This is a genomic window from Thermoanaerobacter sp. X514 (assembly GCF_000019065.1).
GTDB classification, from domain to species: Bacteria; Bacillota; Thermoanaerobacteria; order Thermoanaerobacterales; family Thermoanaerobacteraceae; genus Thermoanaerobacter; species Thermoanaerobacter pseudethanolicus.
On the sequence record NC_010320.1, the window covers coordinates 481,486 to 500,530 of the forward strand.

The 19,045-nt window shown below is 35.9% G+C and carries 17 protein-coding genes; all 17 read left to right on the forward strand.

Annotated elements, in window-relative coordinates; all coding sequences use genetic code 11:
* The first annotated feature begins 14 nt into the window (after positions 1-14).
* The 17 genes from TETH514_RS02350 to arcC all read left to right on the forward strand — a co-directional run bounded on the left by TETH514_RS02350 (position 15) and on the right by arcC (position 18,993).
* Positions 15-677, forward strand: coding sequence for an amino acid ABC transporter permease (locus tag TETH514_RS02350; protein WP_009051741.1), 663 nt, complete (start codon positions 15-17; stop codon positions 675-677).
* Entirely contained in the window at positions 664-1,386 is a 723-nt protein-coding gene (locus TETH514_RS02355; RefSeq protein WP_003866866.1) for an amino acid ABC transporter ATP-binding protein, read from the forward strand. The genes TETH514_RS02350 and TETH514_RS02355 overlap by 14 nt, the downstream gene beginning before the upstream one ends.
* Positions 1,387-1,489: 103 nt before the next feature.
* Positions 1,490-2,035 (forward strand): ribosome hibernation-promoting factor, HPF/YfiA family, encoded by a 546-nt coding sequence (gene hpf, locus TETH514_RS02360; RefSeq protein ID WP_009051740.1) that lies wholly within the window; start codon positions 1,490-1,492, stop codon positions 2,033-2,035.
* A gap of 129 nt (positions 2,036-2,164) precedes the next feature.
* Complete coding sequence (locus tag TETH514_RS02365) at positions 2,165-2,806, forward strand: hypothetical protein (RefSeq protein ID WP_009051739.1); 642 nt, start codon at positions 2,165-2,167, stop codon at positions 2,804-2,806.
* 220 nt (positions 2,807-3,026) lie between these two features.
* Positions 3,027-4,301 (forward strand): HD-GYP domain-containing protein, encoded by a 1,275-nt coding sequence (locus tag TETH514_RS02370; RefSeq protein ID WP_009051738.1) that lies wholly within the window; start codon positions 3,027-3,029, stop codon positions 4,299-4,301.
* Positions 4,291-4,866, forward strand: coding sequence for a DUF5317 domain-containing protein (locus TETH514_RS02375; protein WP_003866862.1), 576 nt, complete (start codon positions 4,291-4,293; stop codon positions 4,864-4,866). Before TETH514_RS02370 ends, TETH514_RS02375 begins: the two co-directional genes overlap by 11 nt.
* Entirely contained in the window at positions 4,841-5,353 is a 513-nt protein-coding gene (locus TETH514_RS02380) for a transcription repressor NadR (protein ID WP_003866861.1), read from the forward strand. Before TETH514_RS02375 ends, TETH514_RS02380 begins: the two co-directional genes overlap by 26 nt.
* 109 nt (positions 5,354-5,462) lie before the next feature.
* Positions 5,463-5,963: a hypothetical protein gene (locus TETH514_RS02385; RefSeq protein ID WP_003866860.1), complete on the forward strand. Its 501-nt coding sequence runs from the start codon at positions 5,463-5,465 to the stop codon at positions 5,961-5,963.
* 506 nt (positions 5,964-6,469) lie between these two features.
* The gene (secA, locus tag TETH514_RS02390; RefSeq protein WP_009051737.1) at positions 6,470-9,163 is read left to right on the forward strand and encodes a preprotein translocase subunit SecA; all 2,694 of its coding nucleotides are present in this window, start codon (positions 6,470-6,472) and stop codon (positions 9,161-9,163) included.
* A 16-nt stretch (positions 9,164-9,179) separates the two neighbouring features.
* A protein-coding gene (prfB, locus tag TETH514_RS02395) for a peptide chain release factor 2 (RefSeq protein WP_013337636.1) occupies positions 9,180-10,287 on the forward strand; the annotation gives its coding sequence in 2 pieces (ribosomal slippage) (positions 9,180-9,248 and positions 9,250-10,287; 1,107 coding nt in all).
* A 54-nt stretch (positions 10,288-10,341) separates the two neighbouring features.
* On the forward strand, positions 10,342-12,480 hold the full coding sequence (locus TETH514_RS02400; RefSeq protein ID WP_009051735.1) for a Tex family protein: 2,139 nt from the start codon (positions 10,342-10,344) through the stop codon (positions 12,478-12,480).
* An 85-nt stretch (positions 12,481-12,565) separates the two neighbouring features.
* Positions 12,566-13,297, forward strand: coding sequence for a copper amine oxidase N-terminal domain-containing protein (locus TETH514_RS02405; RefSeq protein ID WP_003866856.1), 732 nt, complete (start codon positions 12,566-12,568; stop codon positions 13,295-13,297).
* Between the two features lie 205 nt (positions 13,298-13,502).
* Positions 13,503-14,183 carry a TVP38/TMEM64 family protein gene (locus tag TETH514_RS02410; RefSeq protein ID WP_009051734.1) on the forward strand — a complete coding sequence of 227 codons (681 nt, stop codon included), beginning with the start codon at positions 13,503-13,505 and terminating at the stop codon, positions 14,181-14,183.
* Positions 14,184-14,308: 125 nt separating this feature from the next.
* Entirely contained in the window at positions 14,309-15,460 is a 1,152-nt protein-coding gene (locus TETH514_RS02415; protein ID WP_003866853.1) for an amidohydrolase, read from the forward strand.
* Positions 15,461-15,792: 332 nt separating this feature from the next.
* A complete protein-coding gene (gene arcA / locus TETH514_RS02420; RefSeq protein ID WP_003866852.1) occupies positions 15,793-17,019 on the forward strand; it encodes an arginine deiminase in 1,227 nt (408 codons plus the stop codon).
* Positions 17,020-17,086: 67 nt separating this feature from the next.
* Complete coding sequence (argF, locus tag TETH514_RS02425; protein ID WP_009051733.1) at positions 17,087-18,028, forward strand: ornithine carbamoyltransferase; 942 nt, start codon at positions 17,087-17,089, stop codon at positions 18,026-18,028.
* Between the two features lie 23 nt (positions 18,029-18,051).
* The gene (gene arcC, locus TETH514_RS02430; RefSeq protein WP_009051732.1) at positions 18,052-18,993 is read left to right on the forward strand and encodes a carbamate kinase; all 942 of its coding nucleotides are present in this window, start codon (positions 18,052-18,054) and stop codon (positions 18,991-18,993) included.
* Positions 18,994-19,045: the final 52 nt, after the last annotated feature.

Below are 19,045 nucleotides of genomic sequence, written 5' to 3' on the forward strand. Positions count from 1 at the left end.
AAAGGAAGATTTTTATGAGTGTAGATTTTTTGAGCATGGTAAAATACAGTCATTTATTTGTAAGTGGCCTTCTTATGACTTTAAAACTCACCTTTTTAGCAGTGACTATAGGAGTTATATTAGGTCTGATTGTTGCTCTTATTAAAATGTCTTCTATAAAACCTATAAGCTTTATAGGCGCAAGCTATGTTGAAATTATAAGAGGTACTCCTCTTTTGGTACAACTTTTATTGATATACAATGGCCTTATGCAATTTGGAATAGATATACCCGCTTTTACAGCAGGCGTTTTTGCTCTTGCCATAAATAGCGCTGCCTATGTTGCAGAGATTATAAGGGCAGGTATACAAGCGGTAGACCCTGGTCAAAACGAAGCAGCTCGCTCTCTTGGCATGACTCATGCTATGGCGATGAGGTACGTTATAATTCCTCAGGCAATAAAAAATATCCTTCCTGCTTTGGGAAATGAATTTATCGTGATGCTCAAAGAATCAGCTATTATATCAGTAATAGGTTTTGCAGACCTTACAAGGCAAGCAGATATTATACAAAGCATTACTTATAAGTATTTCGAGCCTTACATCATCATTGCAGCTATATATTTTATAATGACCTTCATCTTTTCAAGACTCCTTGGAATCTTTGAAAGGAGGCTTAGGGCTGGTGATACGCGTTAATGAGGTGTATAAAACCTTTGGGGATTTAGAAGTATTAAAAGGTGTAAGTTTAAATGTAAATAAAGGAGAAGTTGTTGTAATAATAGGACCAAGCGGTTCAGGGAAAAGTACCCTTTTAAGGTGTATAAACCTTTTAGAGGTGCCTACTAAAGGAGAAATCTATATTGAAGGGATCAAAATAAACGACAAAAAAGTAAACATCAATAAGATAAGGCAAAAAGTAGGGATGGTTTTTCAGCACTTTAATTTATTTCCTCACTTGACGGCTCTTGAAAATGTAACGTTAGCTCCTATTAAAGTGAAGAAGATGGACAAAAAAACTGCTGAAGATATAGCTTTGGGCTTACTTGAAAAAGTAGGTCTTTTAGACAAAAAGGACGAGTACCCTATTAAGCTATCAGGCGGTCAAAAGCAGAGACTTGCAATCGCAAGGGCATTAGCTATGCAGCCAGATATTATGCTTTTTGATGAGCCCACATCAGCCCTTGACCCTGAAATGGTAAAAGAAGTTTTAAACGTCATGAAAGGCCTGGCAAATGAAGGGATGACTATGGTAGTTGTCACTCATGAGATGGGGTTTGCGAGGGAAGTAGGGGATAGAGTCATTTTTATGGACGATGGAATGATAATTGAAGAAGGGACGCCAGAAGATATTTTCTACAATACAAAAAATGAAAGGACAAAAGAATTTATAAGTAAGATTTTGTAAAGGCACTCCAAAAGGAGTGTTTTTTGTTTCCACATATTGCAGGAATATTGTTTTTTATGTAGAATTATATTAAATAGAAGGATAATGAGAGGGGTTTGATACTATGAATATCACAGTAAGCGGTAAAAATGGCATGACAGTTACGGATGGACTAAGGGATGCGGTTATAAAAAATGTGAGCAAGTTAAGCAAATACTTTCCAGAAGATACTGAAGTGAGGACTGTTTTAAGTGTACAGAAAAACAATCACATTGCGGAAATTACAATACCTTTTAAGGGTATTATATTTAGAGCTGAAGAAGTCAGCGATGACATGTATGTGTCAATTGATAGGGTTGTAGACAAAATAGAAAAACAAATACTCAAACACAAGGCAAAGCTTAAAAATAGATTTGGTTCTAATGAGTCAATAAGGTTTGAAATTCCACCTGTTTATGAAGAAGCTAAGGGAGAAGAGGAAGAGGGTTCCTTTGAAATAGTTAAGACAAAGAGGTTCCCCATAAAGCCTATGTCACCTGAGGAAGCAATTCTTCAGATGAACCTTTTGGGACATAACTTCTTTGTATTTACAAATGCCGACACTGACACTATAAATGTCGTATACAAAAGAAAAGATGGGAAATATGGCTTAATAGAGCCAATAGAATAAAACTACATAAGAAGCTAAAAAATTGGGGATAGGCTCTATCCCCAATTTTTTTGTCTAAAAAGAAGGAATTTTAAATTTTGTATAGAATATATTTTTAGTGTGGACAAATTTTAATAGGGTGTGAAGATAATGGGTGAAATAACAAAAGATACAGTAAATTCGATGGAAGAGTATATAAATAAAATTCAAGGAGTACTATCCAGTAGGGTAGTTGTAGAGAATGGTGAAATAACAGAAATTCACGTGTTGGCTGACAGTACAAGGAATGCAAAGCAGATTGCAAGAGATGTGCAATCTGTCATAATGGCGCAGTTTGGAATTGATATAAATCACAAGATTGTCAGTGTAGCGCAAATTGATACTGGAGAAAATCTCCAAGGAGAACAGAGGCTTGTTTTTTCAAGCTATTCATTTATAAATAATGGACTTACCAGTGAAGCAAGAGTTATCCTCACAAGAGGTGATGAGGTTTTTGAAGGATATGCTGAAGGACCTAATACTGCAAGCAATAAATATAAAATAATTGCCAATGCTACACTGGACTCTATTTCTAAGTTGATTCCCAAAAACCATTTATTTTTATTGGAAGATGTCGATATATTTAATATAGCAAAAAACAGGATAATAGTTGTAGGGGTTACTCATGTGACAAATAACCAGGAGGAACTCCTTACCGGGTCTTGTCTTATAAAAAAAGATGAAGGGGAAGCTGTGGTAAAAGCCACATTAGACGCCGTCAACAGGCGTGTAATGTCAATTACGTCCCGTTAGTTTTTTAACACCCAAACCGCTTAAAAGTTGCTTAGCGTAGCGTTACCTGAAGCCTAAGGGCAGAAGAGTTATCACAGCAAAGGAGGGTTTCAGGATGAACAAAACGACACTTATAAAAATATTGCTGGCTTTAATGGCACTTGCATTAGCAGGAGGTGCAAATTATAAATGGACATAAGCGGTTTGAGGTGTTTTTTAGATTGAAAATAGGAGGTTTATTATGCTTAACAAAAGAGTAAAAGTATATATTTCTATAATAATAACAGTGGGATTATTTTTTATTATATATTCTATGTTAAACGTTCCTACAAATAGAATTGTAGATATAATTTTATTTGGGCTTTTTGCTATCTTAGCTGAATCAATGCCAATATATATATCAAAAGAAATTAGTGTATCTGTTGCTTTCGCTGTTGATTTGATGGCTGTACTTGTTTTTGGTCCATATGAGGGCGCTTTAATTGCTGCAATTGGTATTGCTTTTCAAATTGTAAAGGATCCGGATGGAAGAGTAAAACATTTATTCAATTTTCCATACTATAAAACATTATTCAATATGGCAGAATTAGCTTTAAGTGTAGGTATTACTGGTTTAATATACGAATATACTGGAGGTATTCCAGGAACTTATATATATCCTCAACACCTTTTATCTGCAATATTAGCAGCTATTGTGTATTATTTCTTAAATACTTCTATTGTAGCAATATTATTATCTTTTTTAACAAATAAATCACTTACATATGTTTTAACAAAAGAAATTAAATGGATGATTCCAAACTTTCTCTTTCTTGCCTTTTTAGGTATAGTCATGTCAGAAGCTTTTATAAGAATAGGTTATGTAAGTCTTATTTTACTCTTCATACCTCTTTTTATGATACGATACATGTTTAAGCTTTACATAGACTCAAAGCAGTCTTATTACGACACAATAAATGTGCTTGTAAAGGCTCTTGATGCAAAGGATAAATATACAGCGGGTCATTCAAAAAATGTAGAAAAAATTGCGGCTTTACTTTGTAGAGAATTTGGTTTTAGTGAGTCTCACACTGAAATGGTGAGGATTGCATCACTTTTACATGACATAGGAAAGATTGGAGTAAAAGAAGAGGTTTTAAATAAGCCAGGGAAGTTAACTGATGAAGAATTAAGCATAATAAAAGAACACCCTCAAAAGGGGTATGAGATATTAAAAGAGGTTCCTGCGCTAAAAGATGCTTCTCTGTGGGTGAAATACCATCACGAGTGGTACGATGGAAGTGGATATCCCGACGGAATAAAAGGTGACGAAATACCATTGGAAGCGCAAATACTTTCTTTGGCAGACGTTTTTGATGCGTTGGTTTCAGACAGGCCTTATCGAAAGGCCTTTTCTCCAGAGGGAGCTTATGAGATAATCGTGGCAAATGAAGGGACACAGTTTAGCCCTAAAATAATAAATGCTTTCAAAAAAGCTTTTGAAAAACACAGGGAGGAGTTTAAGCATGATATTTGATTCACTTGGTGCTTCTCTAATTTATGGAACTTTAAGAAGAGGAAAAATCAGCGGAATCGCTGATATTGACATAAAAAAACCAAGTCTTTTTATAGCTGCTTTTGTTTTAGAGTTTGGTATGTTAAACCTTCCTAATAAGTTTCACGTCATTATGGAATACCAGTCTTCTATACATTTTTTTGTATATCTTTTGCTTTTCATAGGATTGTGGTACAATAGAAATAACAAGTATTTTAGAATAATAAGTGTGGGAGTGCTTTTAAACTTTATTGTAATATTTGCCAACGGAGGAAGGATGCCTGTCTCTATTGATGCTTTAAAGGCAGCGGGACTTAATAATCTTATACCAGAACTTCAGGCAAATAAAATTGCTACCCATCAAGTTTTGACAAATTATACACGGTTAAAATTTTTAGCAGATGTTCTAGTATTGCCGAAACCTTATCCACTGCCAAAAGCCTTTAGCATAGGAGATTTTATAATGGCGACAGGCACGTTTTTACTTGTTACAAATGCGATGCTTAAAAAGGTGAAGAGTCATGACAGCGCAAGAAAGAAGGAATAAAATAGTTAAAATTCTAAAAAACGCTAAAGAGCCTATATCCGGCTCTGACCTTGCTAAAAGATTTGGTGTTACAAGGCAGATTATTGTGCAGGACATAGCTATTTTAAGGGCTAAAGGGATTAAAATATTGTCTACCCCTCAAGGTTATATAATAGACATTGTAAAGGAAAACACTGTAAAAAGGGTTTTTGCTGTCAAACACGGATATGAGAGGACAGAGGAGGAGTTAAATTTAATAGTTGACAATGGCGGAAAAGTGCTAGATGTAATTGTAGAGCATCCCTTCTATGGAGAGATAAAAGGGCTTTTAATGCTTTCTTCAAGATATGATGTAAGTAAATTTATGGGATTTGTAAAAGAAGGGAAAGCGACCCTTTTATCTTCTTTGACAGATGGAGTTCATCTTCACACTGTTGAGGCGGAGAATGAAGAGGTATTGGACAGAATACAAAAGGCTTTAGAGGAAAAAGGCTTTTTAATAGAATAAGGATTTAACCACTTTAAAAATTTTTAGAAAGTGGTTATTTTATTATTGACAGGTGTATATACATCTGTGTATACTATAATTATGAAAGTTAAAGAATGGGGGTTTTAATGTGAAGACAAGAGAAATTACTATTGGAGGGCTTTTAGCAGCATTGGCACTTGTTATACCATTGGCTTTTGGAGGAGTATTAGGGATAGTTATTCCGCCTTTCTCAGCCACACTGGCATCTCATGTACCTGTAATGCTGGCAATGCTTATAAGTCCTGCAACAGCAGTATTTGTAGGTGTTGTATCTGCGATAGGATTTTTAATAAAATTGGGACCTGTAATAGCAGCAAGAGCAGCGGTTCACGCAGTGTTTGGCTATGTTGGAGCTAAAATGATACAAAGAGGATATTCTTTTCCCGTGGCGTTAGCTGTTACACTTCCAATACATGCTGTTTTAGAAGCAATTGTGGTGATGCCTTTTGGATTTGATTTTTACAAGTCTTTTGTGGTTGTAGGAGTAGGGACAATGATCCACCACACAATAGATTCTGCAATTGCATTGGCACTATTTTACGCATTAAATCCTATTTTGAAGTTTAAAGCTGTGGACATAAAAAATTAACCTTTTAAAAAGGAAACGTCTCATTTTGAGATGTTCTCAGTCTGTAGACAAACTCTTTATGATGTATTGGCATTTTGCATAAGTGAAGCGACTTGACAGCCCGGCACTCAAATAAACTTGCTATTACTTTGCTTTGTGATTATATAACATGTTTATTTGAGTGCCGGGAAACTTAAGGAGACCGACAGACGAAGGCGGGGCCGAAGCCAAGGAGGGCGGAGGCGGGCACCTGAGACAGGGATGTCGAATGTGCCCGGAACCCCGCCTGAGTCAGAGGTCGAGCTTTAGTTTAGTCTGTGATGTCACCTGGAGCGAACGATGCAAAATGCCAATAAAAAGGAACTTTGTCTAAGACAGAGAATGCATCATTTTGAGGCGTTCTTTTTTGTGAAAATTGTATGAAGAGAGTGTAAAATATTCTTTAAAAAAACTGTTTTTTATTGTCATTGAGATTTCATAGTGATATAATATATAGTTGATTAACAATACCTTAGAAGGTGATAAAAATGTTAGGCTTAGTTGAAAAAATATTTGGCAGCTACAGTGAAAGAGAAGTTAAGAGATTGGAACCAATTGCCGATAAGGTTTTGTCATATGAAGATCAAATGGCAAGACTTACGGATGCAGAGCTTAGGGCGAAAACAGATGAATTTAAAAATAGATTGAAAAATGGTGAAACTCTTGATGATATACTTCCCGAGGCTTTTGCGGTGGTAAGAGAGGCCGCTTGGAGAACTCTTAAAATGAAACATTTTAGAGTGCAGGTGATAGGCGGCATTGTTCTTCACCAAGGGCGCATCGCTGAGATGAAAACTGGTGAAGGTAAAACCCTTGTCGCGACATTACCTGCATATCTTAATGCTTTAGAAGGCAAGGGAGTTCACATTGTAACTGTCAATGATTACTTGGCAAAAAGAGACCGCGATTGGATGGGCAAGATATACGAATTTTTAGGTCTAAGCGTGGGCGTAATATTGCATGATATGGACCCTGAAGAAAGAAAAAAGGCCTATGCCGCAGATATAACTTATGGAACCAACAATGAATTCGGATTTGACTATCTAAGAGATAACATGGTTATATACAAAGAAGATATGGTGCAAAGAGGGCTCAATTATGCTATAGTGGACGAAGTAGACAGTATATTGATAGACGAAGCGAGGACTCCTCTTATCATATCAGGCATAGCCGAAAAATCCACAGATATGTATAAATTAGCTGACAGATTTGTGAGGACTTTAAGAAAAGATGAAGACTATGTAGTTGATGAAAAAGCAAAGGCTGTAAGTTTGACTGAAAAAGGTGTAGTTAAGGCAGAAAAATTTTTTGGAATTAAAAATCTTGCTGATATTGAAAATATGGAAATTTCTCATCACATTAACCAGGCATTGAAAGCTCACGCCATAATGAAAAGAGATATAGACTATGTGGTAAAAGATGGGCAAGTCATCATAGTGGACGAATTTACGGGAAGGCTTATGTTTGGGAGAAGGTACAGTGAAGGCCTCCATCAGGCTATCGAGGCAAAGGAAGGAGTAAAGGTAGAAAGAGAAAGCAAAACTTTAGCTACTATAACTTTCCAGAATTACTTTAGAATGTATAAAAAATTAGCTGGTATGACAGGTACAGCTCAAACAGAAGAGCAAGAATTTAGGGCAATTTATGGGTTGGATGTCGTAGTGATACCTACTAACAAACCGATGATAAGAATAGACCATCCTGATGTGATATACAAAACAGAAGAAGCCAAGTTTAAAGCTGTTGTTGAGGACATTGTAGAGCATCACAAGAAAGGTCAGCCTGTTCTAGTTGGTACAATTTCTATTGAAAAATCTGAAAAATTAAGCGCCATGTTAAAGAAGAGAGGGATACCTCATCAAGTATTAAATGCAAAGTACCATGAAAAAGAAGCAGAGATAATAGCACAGGCAGGAAGAAAAGGAGCAGTTACAATTGCTACAAACATGGCAGGCCGTGGTACTGATATCCTTTTAGGAGGTAATCCTGAATTTATAGCTAAGAAAAAGATGCTTGAGGAGGGCTACTCAAAAGAAATTATTAACGAAGCTGCAGGATATGGCCCTGTTTCAAGCGAGGAAGTTAGAAAAGCCCGGGAAAGATATTTTGAGCTTCTGGAAGAGGCGAAAAAAGAGACTGAAAAAGAACACGATGAGGTTGTAAAGCTGGGGGGACTTTACATTATAGGTACTGAAAGGCATGAATCAAGGAGAATAGACAACCAGTTAAGAGGACGTGCAGGCCGTCAAGGTGACCCAGGAGAATCAAGATTTTATATATCTTTAGAAGACGACCTTATGAGACTTTTTGGCTCAGAAAGAGTAAAGAACATGATGGACAGTCTGGGAATTGATGATGACCAGCCCATAGAGCATAAGATTTTGACAAAACAAATAGAGCAGGCCCAGAAAAAGGTAGAGGGTATAAACTTTGACACTAGAAAACACGTTTTGCAGTATGACGATGTAATGAACAAACAAAGAGAGATAATATATGTCCAAAGGAGAAAGGTACTTGAAGGTGAAAACTTAAAAGAGTCTATTCTTGAGATGGTAAAAAGCATAATAGAAAGAAACGTTGAGATATACACTGCAGGAAGTAAGTATCCTGAGGAATGGGATATAAAAGGGCTTTTAAACCATCTTTATGACATGTTTCTTGAAAAAGACAGCGTAGTTATTGATGTTGATATAGACAGACTTGACAAAGATGTCTTGGCTGACATAATATATGAAGAGGCTGTAAGGCAATATGAGAAAAAAGAAGCGGAAATTGGTCCAGAGCAAATGAGGGAAATCGAAAGAATAGTTCTTTTAAGAGTGGTGGATACTAAGTGGATGGACCACATAGACGAAATGGACCAATTGCGGCAAGGAATAGGCTTAAGAGCTTATGGACAGGTGGACCCTCTTATTGAATACAAGAAAATAGCTTTTGACATGTTTGAAGATTTGATACAAAGCATACAAGAAGATACTGTTAAATTTTTATATCACATTCAAATCAATAAAGACAATATGATTCAAAGAGAACAAGTAGCAAAGCCTGTTTCTACAAATGTAGATGCAGAAGAAAAGAAACAGCCTGTTGTTAAGGGCAAAAAGGTGGGCAGAAATGACCCCTGTCCTTGTGGCAGTGGTAAAAAGTATAAAAAATGTTGTGGTGCCAATATAAAATACTAAAAAGGAGAGATGCAGTTTGTTGCAGGATTACAAAGCAGAAGTTTCAAACATGATTGAAGAAATAAAAGAAATGGGGGTTTCTCTTTGACATAGAAAGTGTCAAAAGAGAAATAGAAGAAATAGACAAAAAGATGTCTGATCCTGCTTTTTGGAGCGATATAAAAAAGTCACAGGAATTAGCTAAAAAACAAAAAGCCTTAAAAGAACTTTTAGAAGAGTACAATTCTCTTGTGTCAAAATGGGAAGACTTGAGTACTCTTATTGAATTGGGATTAGAAGAAGGGGATGAATCAATAACTGACGAAGTAGACAAAGAGTACAAAGAGTTAAAGAAAAAGTTAGAAGACTTAAAGATAAAAACACTATTAAATGGCCTATATGATAAAAACAATGCCATACTTTCTATTCATGCAGGCTCAGGTGGTACAGAGGCTCAAGATTGGGCTGAAATGCTACTTCGCATGTATACAAGATGGGCTAATGACAAAGGTTTTGAAGTAGAAACCCTTGACTATTTGCAAGGAGAAGAAGCAGGAATAAAAAGTGTCACTCTAATGATAAAAGGGCCTTTTGCCTATGGGTATCTTAAATCAGAGGCAGGTGTTCACCGCCTTGTGAGGATATCTCCTTTTGATGCCGCCGGTAGAAGGCATACTTCATTTGCCCTTGTGGAAGTACTTCCTGAATTAGAAAATGATATTGAAGTGGAAATAAGGCCTGAGGATTTAAAAATTGACACTTATAGGGCTTCGGGTGCGGGAGGACAGTATGTAAATAAGACGGAGTCTGCTGTAAGGATTACTCACCTTCCAACAGGCATAGTGGTTTCCTGTCAAAGTGAAAGGTCTCAGATTCAAAACAGAGAAACTGCCATGAAAATGCTTAAAGCTAAACTTTTGGACCTCATGATGAAAGAGAAGAAAGAAAAAATCGAAGACTTAAAAGGAGAGCATAGAGAGGCAGCATGGGGCAACCAAATAAGGTCTTATGTCTTCCAGCCTTATACCCTTGTTAAAGACCACAGGACAAATTATGAAGTGGGGAATGTTCAGGCAGTGATGGATGGGGAAATAGATGGATTTATAAACGCTTATCTAAAGCAAAAATCACAAGGGATATCTTAAAAAGGTATCCCTTTAAATTTAATCTATGTATTTCCTAAGAGAAAGGAGTAAGTCATGAATAGGATAAAAGATATATTAAAGAAAGAATTTGGATTAAAAGACTTTCAAGTGGAAAATACAATAAAGCTTATTGATGAAGGGAATACAATTCCTTTTATTGCAAGGTACAGGAAAGAAGCAACAGGAAGCTTGTCAGATGAGGTTTTAAGAAATTTTTATGACCGACTTACATATTTGAGAAACCTTGAAGAGAAGAAACAGGATACTATAAGGTTAATTGATGAACAGGGAAAACTGACAGAGGAGATAAAAGCAAAAATAGAAAATGCTACAACTTTACAAGAAGTAGAGGACATATACAGGCCTTTTAGGCCAAAAAGAAGGACAAGGGCGACCATTGCGAAAGAAAAAGGCTTGGAACCTCTTGCAAAGGTTATTTCTTCAAATGATGTAACAGATGGGGATGTAGAAGAATACGCAAAGCCTTATCTTAATGAAAATGTTCCAACAGTTGAAGAAGCATACCAAGGAGCAATGGATATAATTGCAGAGGATATATCTGATGACGCTGATATAAGGAAATACATAAGGAGTTTTACATGGAATAACGGAATTATAGTGACACAGGCATTAAAAGAGGATAGGTCTCCTTATGAGATGTATTATGACTATAAAGAAGCTGTAAAGACAATACCGCCTCATAGAATACTGGCGATAAACAGGGCAGAAAGGGAAAAATACATATCTGTAAAAATTGAGATAGATAGTGAAAGGATAATAAATAGGCTTATAGAATCAAAAGTAAATAAAGCTTCAATATTTGCAGAGTATTACAAGAAAGCAATTGAAGATTCCTACAAAAGGCTTATTGCGCCTTCAATAGAGAGAGAGATAAGGAATGCTCTTACGGAAAAAGCAGAAGAAAAGGCAATAATAGTTTTTAAAGAAAATCTAAAAAGCCTTTTACTTCAACCCCCAATAAAAGGACATGTTGTCATGGGATTTGACCCAGCCTATAGGACAGGATGTAAAATTGCTGTTGTAGATGAAACGGGAAAACTTTTGGACACTGCTACAGTATATCCTACTCCTCCTCAAAATGATTTTGAAAATTCTAAAAAGGTTTTAAAAGAGCTAATAGAAAAATACAATGTCACTTTAATTGCTTTGGGAAATGGAACTGCTTCAAGAGAGAGTGAAATGTTTATAGCAGAGCTTATAAAAGAACTTTCAAGAGAGGTAAAGTATGTGATAGTGAATGAAGCAGGGGCATCAGTCTATTCTGCTTCTCAAATAGGTACAGAGGAATTTCCTGATATAAACGTAAGTTTAAGAGGAGCTATCTCACTGGCGCGAAGGCTTCAAGACCCATTGGCAGAGCTTGTAAAAATTGATCCAAAGTCCATCGGGGTAGGACAGTATCAACACGATGTAGACCAGAAAAAACTGGGAGATGCTTTAAACGGTGTTGTAGAAGATTGTGTAAACAGCGTAGGTGTTGATTTAAACACTGCATCAGTATCTCTTTTAAAATACGTTTCAGGGATAAATGCTGCTATTGCCAAGAATATTGTTGAATATCGAAACCAAATAGGCAAGTTTACAAATAGGGAGCAGCTTAAAAATGTAAAAAGATTAGGAGATACTACTTTTACACAATGTGCGGGTTTTTTGAGAATTTTGGACGGTGACAATATCTTTGACTCAACAGCAGTTCACCCAGAGCGTTACGAAACCTTAGAAAAGCTTTTGAGAAAATTTAGATATGAGAAAGAAAAACTAGATAGAAAAAAGTTAAAAGACTTTGCTAATTCTTTAGAAGAATACGGATTAGAGAAGATTTCAGAGGAATACGATATAGGACTTCCTACACTTTATGACATAGTTTCAGAGCTTAAAAAACCTGGAAGAGACCCAAGAGAAGACTTACCCAAGCCCATTTTAAGGTCTGATGTAATGACTATAAATGAGCTAAAACCAGGCATGGAACTTATGGGAACAGTTAGGAATGTCACTGATTTTGGCTGCTTTGTAGATATAGGTGTTCACACTGATGGGCTTGTTCACATTTCTGAGATGTCTCAAAATTACATAAAACATCCTCTTGATGTGGTTTCAGTGGGAGACATTGTAAAAGTTAGAGTTTTAAGTGTTGATATTGAGAGAAATAGAATTTCTCTTTCAATGAAATAAAAAAATTTTTTACTGCTACTCTCTAAAAATTTATATTTCCTTCCGAAATATATAGTGAAAGTTGAACAAAGGAGGGAGAGTGCATATGAAAAAAATATTAATTTTTGCTGTGATTGGTGCTTTTGCTTTTTCCTCTATTTTAACGGGGTATGCTAAATCTGGTGTCAAGTGGATGCGTGAAGTAGCAGTAAAGGCAGAAACTCAACTTGCAGCACAAGGAACTACAGAAAATAAAGTAGAAGCCCAGATTCAGACGACACTTGAGGCTCAAGAACAGGTACAAGCTCAGGAACCGGTAAAGGAACAATCACAGGAAGGTAAAGAAGAAGCTGTAGAAGAAGATAAAAATGTTGATGAAAACTCAGAAGAAACTCCAAATGTTGAAGATGGCAAGAAAGTTGACTTGCAACCAGTGATAAAAGAAAATAATACCCTAATTCCCGTAAAGGCTATTGCAAGGGGATTGGATGCAAAAGTAGCTTGGGACCCTGATACAAAAACTCTCACAGTTATAAAAGGTGATAAGACAATACAGTATACTTTAGGAGACTCTAAAGCTTTAGTAAATGGGGTAGAAGTTACAATAGATAAGAAAATGAATGAGAATGCAACTTTTGTGCCTATTAAGTTTTTCTCAGAAGTGTTAGGAGAAAAACATGATAAGAAAGTAGAAAAAGTGAAAAATGAGGATAGAGAAAGAGAAAAAAATCAGAATAAAATAGAGAAAAAAGAACAAAAGAAAAATTCTCAAGAAAACCAGGATATTAATACAAATAATGATAATCAAGGCCAAAGCGATAACGAAAATAATGATTAACTATACATAAGCCGGTATTTACCGGCTTTTAAAAATTTCTGGGTAATTGACATAACAAAATATTAACTCTATAATGGATTATAAACATAGGACCGTAATTTTTGAATAAAACGGGGGGAGAAAAATGCCAAAAGTCAAGTGGTTTGGAGGTAATAAAGGTAAAGCTGGATTTATCTTTGGTGCTTTTGGCCCGAGGTGTGGGTGGATGAAAATTAACAAAACTAACATACTAAATTTAATTTTAATAGTCATTTTTGTCATTGCATTAATAGTGGCTATGGTGACTTTTGGGAAGAATTTAACTATACTAATTAACAGTCCCGATAAATTTAGGGAGTGGATACACAGTTTTGGGAAACTTGGTATTATTGTATTTATAGGAGTTCAAATACTTCAAGTGATCGTATTTGTCATACCAGGAGAAGTAGTGCAAATTGCAGGAGGATACCTCTACGGGGCTTTTTTAGGCACTTTGTACTCTGTAATAGGCATTACAATAGGTTCTCTAATTTGTTTTCTGATTGCCAGGGTTTTAGGCTATAATTTTGTGAGAAGCATTGTTTCAGAAGAAAAGCTTAAAAAGTTTGATTATATTATAAACAATCCTAAAGGAGAAACTATTCTTTTTTTGTTGTTTTTTATACCTGGAATGCCTAAAGATGCCCTTTCCTACATTGCAGGAATTACACCGGTTAAGTTTTACAATTTTTTCATCATTACTCTTTTTGCGAGACTTCCAGGCATATTTTTTTCTGCCTATATAGGGGCAAATTTGGGGAATAAAAATTACTTTATGGCAGGAATTGTCGCAATTATCGCAGTATTATTATTTTTAATAGGAGTTAATAAAAAAGACATTATTATGGAAAAGTTAAAAAAACTTTAAAAAAGTAAAATTTGGAGTAGCTGGACAGAAAATTTTAGCGGATTTGTTTTGTAAAGCTAATGATTTCATAAAATTGTTTCTTTGTGCTATAATGTTAATATATAATGAATTCAGGGGGGAATTATATGTACTTATTAAAAGGTGGGAAAATCCTGACAATGGCCGGCAAAATTTATGAAAAAGGAGATGTACTCATTGACAATGGAAAAATTGTTGATGTTGGAGAAGATTTAATTGCTCCTTTAGATGCAGAAGTGATTGATGTACAAGGCTTAACTGTTATGCCTGGTTTGATTGATGCTCATTGCCATCTTGGAATGTGGGAAAATGCTATGGGATTTGAAGGAGCAGATGGAAATGAAGCGACAGACCCTATAACTCCGCAACTTAGGGCAATTGATGGAATAAATCCAATGGATAAATATTTTGAAGAGGCTTATCAAGCAGGGGTTACGACAGTTGCGACAGGTCCTGGCAGTGCTAATGTTATAGGAGGACAGTTTGCAATTATAAAAACTTATGGTAAAAGAATAGATGATATGATAGTAAAAGAACCAGCAGCGATAAAAGTTGCTTTTGGTGAAAATCCTAAATCCGTTTACCATGAGCAGCATAAAATGCCTTCAACTAGAATGGCAGTTGCGGCTCTTTTAAGGCAAGAGCTTATAAAAGCTCAGGAGTACATGGAAAAGATGGAGCATGCAGAGGAAGACAAAAAGCCTGAAAGGGACTTAGGCCTTGAAGCATTGGTAAAAGTATTAAAGAGAGAAATTCCGCTGAAAGCTCATGCTCATAGAGCAGATGATATTTTTACCGCTTTAAGGATTGCAAAAGAATTTAATGTAGATATAACCATTGACCATTGTACTGATGGCCATTTGATTGTTGATGAATTGGTGAAAGAAAATGCTAAAGTTATTGTGGGGCCTTCATTGTCTGAAAGGTCAAAGATTGAGCTTGTAAATCTAAGCTTTAAGACAGCAGGTATTCTTTCAAAAGCAGGACTTACAGTTGCGATAATGACAGACCACCCTGTAATACCTCTCAATTACTTGCCTCTATGTGCTGCTTTAGCTGTAAAGGATGGTATGGATGAAATGGAGGCTTTAAAAGCTATCACGATAAACCCTGCGAAAATTTTAGGAGTTGACGACAGGGTGGGAAGCATTGAAAAAGGAAAAGATGCTGATATTGTAGTCTTTGATGGAGATCCGCTGGAAGTAAAGACAAGAACGAAATATGTATTTATTAATGGGAAATTAGTGCATAAAGTTTAAATTATCATGAGGCTATTTATTTAGAGGAGTCTGAATAAATAGCCTCATAATTTTTTATAACTTTAAAAAATTTTTTATGCAGTCTGAAATTCTATGATTTATTTTTATTCATGCCATGTTTTATTTGGGGAATTTTTAAGGCTTTATCTTGGGATATTTGAATAATTATTTAAAACTTTACAAACAAAAGATTTTTTTAAATTATTTTTATACAAAACGTTTACATTAATTTACTGAGTTAAATTGCAAAAGTTATTTTATTGGTTTATACTATAGGTGTATAAAGTTGATGGATAGGTAGTATAGTAAAAGGGACAGAGGGGGTTACAGAGTTGGAGAAAAACACAAATTGCTTGCGAGTCTATTCTGAGATTGGAAAATTAATGTCTGTCCTCCTTCATAGGCCTGGTAAAGAATTAGAAAGGTTGATGCCTGAGTTTTTAAGTGAGCTTCTTTTTGATGATATTCCCTGGCTTAAAAGGATTCAGGAAGAACACGACAAATTTGCGCAAGCTTTAAAAGAAAACGGAGTGACAGTTTATTATTTAGAAGATTTATTGGAAGAGGTTTTACAGGATACTGGAATAAAAGAGTTTTTTATATATGATTTGGTTTCATATATGAATACTTCTTTAGAAGTTAAGAAAACAATTACAAATTTTTTAAAGGAAAGAACCCCCAAGGAAATAGTGGACTACGCTATTGCAGGACTTTTGAAAAAAGAAGTGCATGAGGTGGAGCCTCAATCTTTGGTGGATTATGTCTATAAGGATTCCCCATTTTTTATAAATCCTTTGCCAAACTGCTATTTTATGAGAGACCCTGCTGCGGTCATTGGCAATGGTGTGATGATAAGCAGTATGAAGACAACTGCTCGAAAGAGAGAAGCCATGTTGCTTAAGTATGTTTTTAAGCATTCTAAGACTTTAAAAGTACAGGAGAATCTATTGTGGTATGATTATCGTTCAGAGTATCCTATTGAGGGGGGAGACGTGTTAGTTCTCAGCAAAAAAGTAATAGCTATTGGAATAAGTGAAAGAACCTCCCCACAGGCAATTGAAGAAATTTCTCTTACTCTTTTAGAGAGAGGAGAAGAGTTACAAGAGATAATCGCTTTAGAAATTCCAAAAAAACGAACTTTTATGCATCTTGATACAGTTATTACTATGGTGGATGTGGACAAATTTTTAATATATCCTGGTATAAAAGAAAAATTGAAGGTTTATAGGATTACAAGAGGAGAAAAGGGAACAATTAGAGTGAAGGTAGAAGAAGACTTTACAAAAGTTTTAGAGACTTCATTGGGCCTTGATAAAGTCAATTTAATTGAAAGTGGAGGAGGTGACGAGATAACAGGAGCAAGGGAACAGTGGAATGACAGCACGAATACCTTGGCCATTGCTCCAGGAGTTGTAATGGCATATAACAGAAATGAGATAACCAACACCACCTTAGTAAATCATGGAATAAAAGTTATTGAAATTGAAGGCTCTGAATTAGTGAGGGGACGCGGTGGCCCAAGGTGTATGTCGATGCCTTTAAAGAGAGAAGATATATAAACCTTTTGACTAATAGGGTAAGATAATATAAAATTAATAAAGTAAAATTGCTAAAAGGAGGATGACTATGGCATTTAATTTAAAGGGCAGGAGCTTATTAACTTTAAAAGATTACACCCCTCAAGAAATAAGATATATTTTAGACATTGCTAAACAAGTAAAAGCAGAGAGAAAAGCAGGGGTTGTACATCAAAGATTTTTAGGTAAGACTATTGCTCTCATTTTTGAAAAGAGGTCCACAAGAACGAGATGCGCTTTTGAAACTGCCTTTGGTGAAGAAGGAGGACATCCAGTATTTTTATCAACAGATGACATTCAGTTGGGAGCCAAAGAATCTATAGAGGATACTGCCAGAGTTTTAGGAAGGATGTTTGATGCAATAGAGTTCAGAGGCTTCAAACAAGAAACCGTGGAAATTTTGGCAAAATATGCAGGTGTTCCTGTGTACAATGGCTTAACTGACGAATATCATCCAACTCAAGTTTTGGCTGACCTTATGACAATAGAAGAAGAATTTGGGAATTTAAAAGGAAGAAAGCTTGTATTTGTAGGGGATGGAAGGAATAACATGGCTAATACTTTAGCGGTAGGCTGCGCTAAGATGGGGATGCATTATGTGATTAATTCTCCAAAAGAATTGTGGCCTTCACAGGAGTTCATAGATGAAATCAGGCAAATGGCAGCTGAAAATGGAGGAACTTTTGAACTTACTAGTGTGCCAGGAGAGGGCCTTGAAGGTGCAGATGCTATTTACACCGATGTGTGGGCGTCAATGGGAGAAGAAGCAAAGGCTACAGAGAGGGAAGCTCTTTTGAGACCTTTTCAAGTGAATGAGGAAATGATGAAAAAGACAGGAAGAGAAGATACTATATTTTTGCATTGCCTGCCCGCAGTAAAAGGACAAGAAGTTACTTTTGATGTTATAGAAGGTAAACAATCTAGAGTGTGGGACCAAGCAGAAAATAGAAAACATACAATTAAAGCTGTGATGATTGCTACTCTGCTTTAAAATTGGTTACAGGGGAGGACATTATGAGGGAAAAAGTTGTTATTGCCTTAGGAGGGAACGCTCTGCAGGACGTGAATACGCCTCCTACTGCAGAGGCTCAAATGGAAGTAGTGAAGAGGACAGCGGGGTATTTAGTGGATATAATTGAAAAAGGGTATTCTGTTGTAATTACTCATGGCAATGGTCCTCAGGTGGGGAATATAGTCATACAAAATGAAGTCGCATCAAAAGTTGTCCCTGCAATGCCTTTTGATGTGTGTGGGGCAGAGAGCCAGGGTATGATAGGATATATGATTCAACAGGCATTGGGGGAAGTTTTGAAGGAGAGAAATATCAGAAAAGAAGTAGCAACTATTATAACACAGGTTGTAGTGGATAAAAATGACCCTGCTTTTGAAAAACCTACAAAGCCGATAGGACCTTTTTATACAAAAGAGGAAGCTGAAGTTTTAATAAAAGAAAAAGGTTATGAAATGGTGGAAGACAGTGGAAGAGGATACAGAAGAGTTGTTCCCTCCCCTGACCCCAAAGAAATTGTAGAACTTAATACAATAAAGTTACTTGAAAAAAATGGGGTAATAGTAATAACAGTTGGGGGAGGAGGAATCCCTGTTATTAAGGAAAATGGCAATTTAAAAGGAGTAGCTGCCGTAATAGACAAAGATTTGGCTTCTGAAAAATTGGCAGAAGACATTGATGCAGATGTTTTATTGATTCTTACAGCCGTTGAAAAGGTAGCGATAAATTACAACAAGCCAAATCAAAAATTTCTTGACAAAATGACAGTGGAAGAGGCAATAAAATACATGGAAGAAGGTCATTTTGCGCCAGGCAGTATGTTTCCTAAAGTTAAAGCAGCAGTGAGATTTGCAAATTCAAAAGTAGGAAGACGAGCAATAATTACTTCTTTAGACAAAGCATTAGAAGCTTTAGAAGGAAAAGCAGGCACAGTTATAAGCTTATGAAAATAAATTAAAAATTTTTCACAAAAACTATTGACAAAGAGAGATAAAAGTG

Bases quoted from the DNA above. Each gene is read 5' to 3' on its own strand.
- TETH514_RS02350 (WP_009051741.1), top strand. From the start codon at position 15: ATGAGTGTAGATTTTTTGAGCATGGTAAAATACAGTCATTTATTTGTA.
- hpf (WP_009051740.1), top strand. From the start codon at position 1,490: ATGAATATCACAGTAAGCGGTAAAAATGGCATGACAGTTACGGATGGA.
- TETH514_RS02365 (WP_009051739.1), top strand. From the start codon at position 2,165: ATGGGTGAAATAACAAAAGATACAGTAAATTCGATGGAAGAGTATATA.
- TETH514_RS02370 (WP_009051738.1), top strand. From the start codon at position 3,027: ATGCTTAACAAAAGAGTAAAAGTATATATTTCTATAATAATAACAGTG.
- TETH514_RS02375 (WP_003866862.1), top strand. From the start codon at position 4,291: ATGATATTTGATTCACTTGGTGCTTCTCTAATTTATGGAACTTTAAGA.
- TETH514_RS02380 (WP_003866861.1), top strand. From the start codon at position 4,841: ATGACAGCGCAAGAAAGAAGGAATAAAATAGTTAAAATTCTAAAAAAC.
- secA (WP_009051737.1), top strand. From the start codon at position 6,470: ATGTTAGGCTTAGTTGAAAAAATATTTGGCAGCTACAGTGAAAGAGAA.
- TETH514_RS02400 (WP_009051735.1), top strand. From the start codon at position 10,342: ATGAATAGGATAAAAGATATATTAAAGAAAGAATTTGGATTAAAAGAC.
- TETH514_RS02405 (WP_003866856.1), top strand. From the start codon at position 12,566: ATGAAAAAAATATTAATTTTTGCTGTGATTGGTGCTTTTGCTTTTTCC.
- TETH514_RS02410 (WP_009051734.1), top strand. From the start codon at position 13,503: ATGAAAATTAACAAAACTAACATACTAAATTTAATTTTAATAGTCATT.
- TETH514_RS02415 (WP_003866853.1), top strand. From the start codon at position 14,309: ATGTACTTATTAAAAGGTGGGAAAATCCTGACAATGGCCGGCAAAATT.
- argF (WP_009051733.1), top strand. From the start codon at position 17,087: ATGGCATTTAATTTAAAGGGCAGGAGCTTATTAACTTTAAAAGATTAC.
- arcC (WP_009051732.1), top strand. From the start codon at position 18,052: ATGAGGGAAAAAGTTGTTATTGCCTTAGGAGGGAACGCTCTGCAGGAC.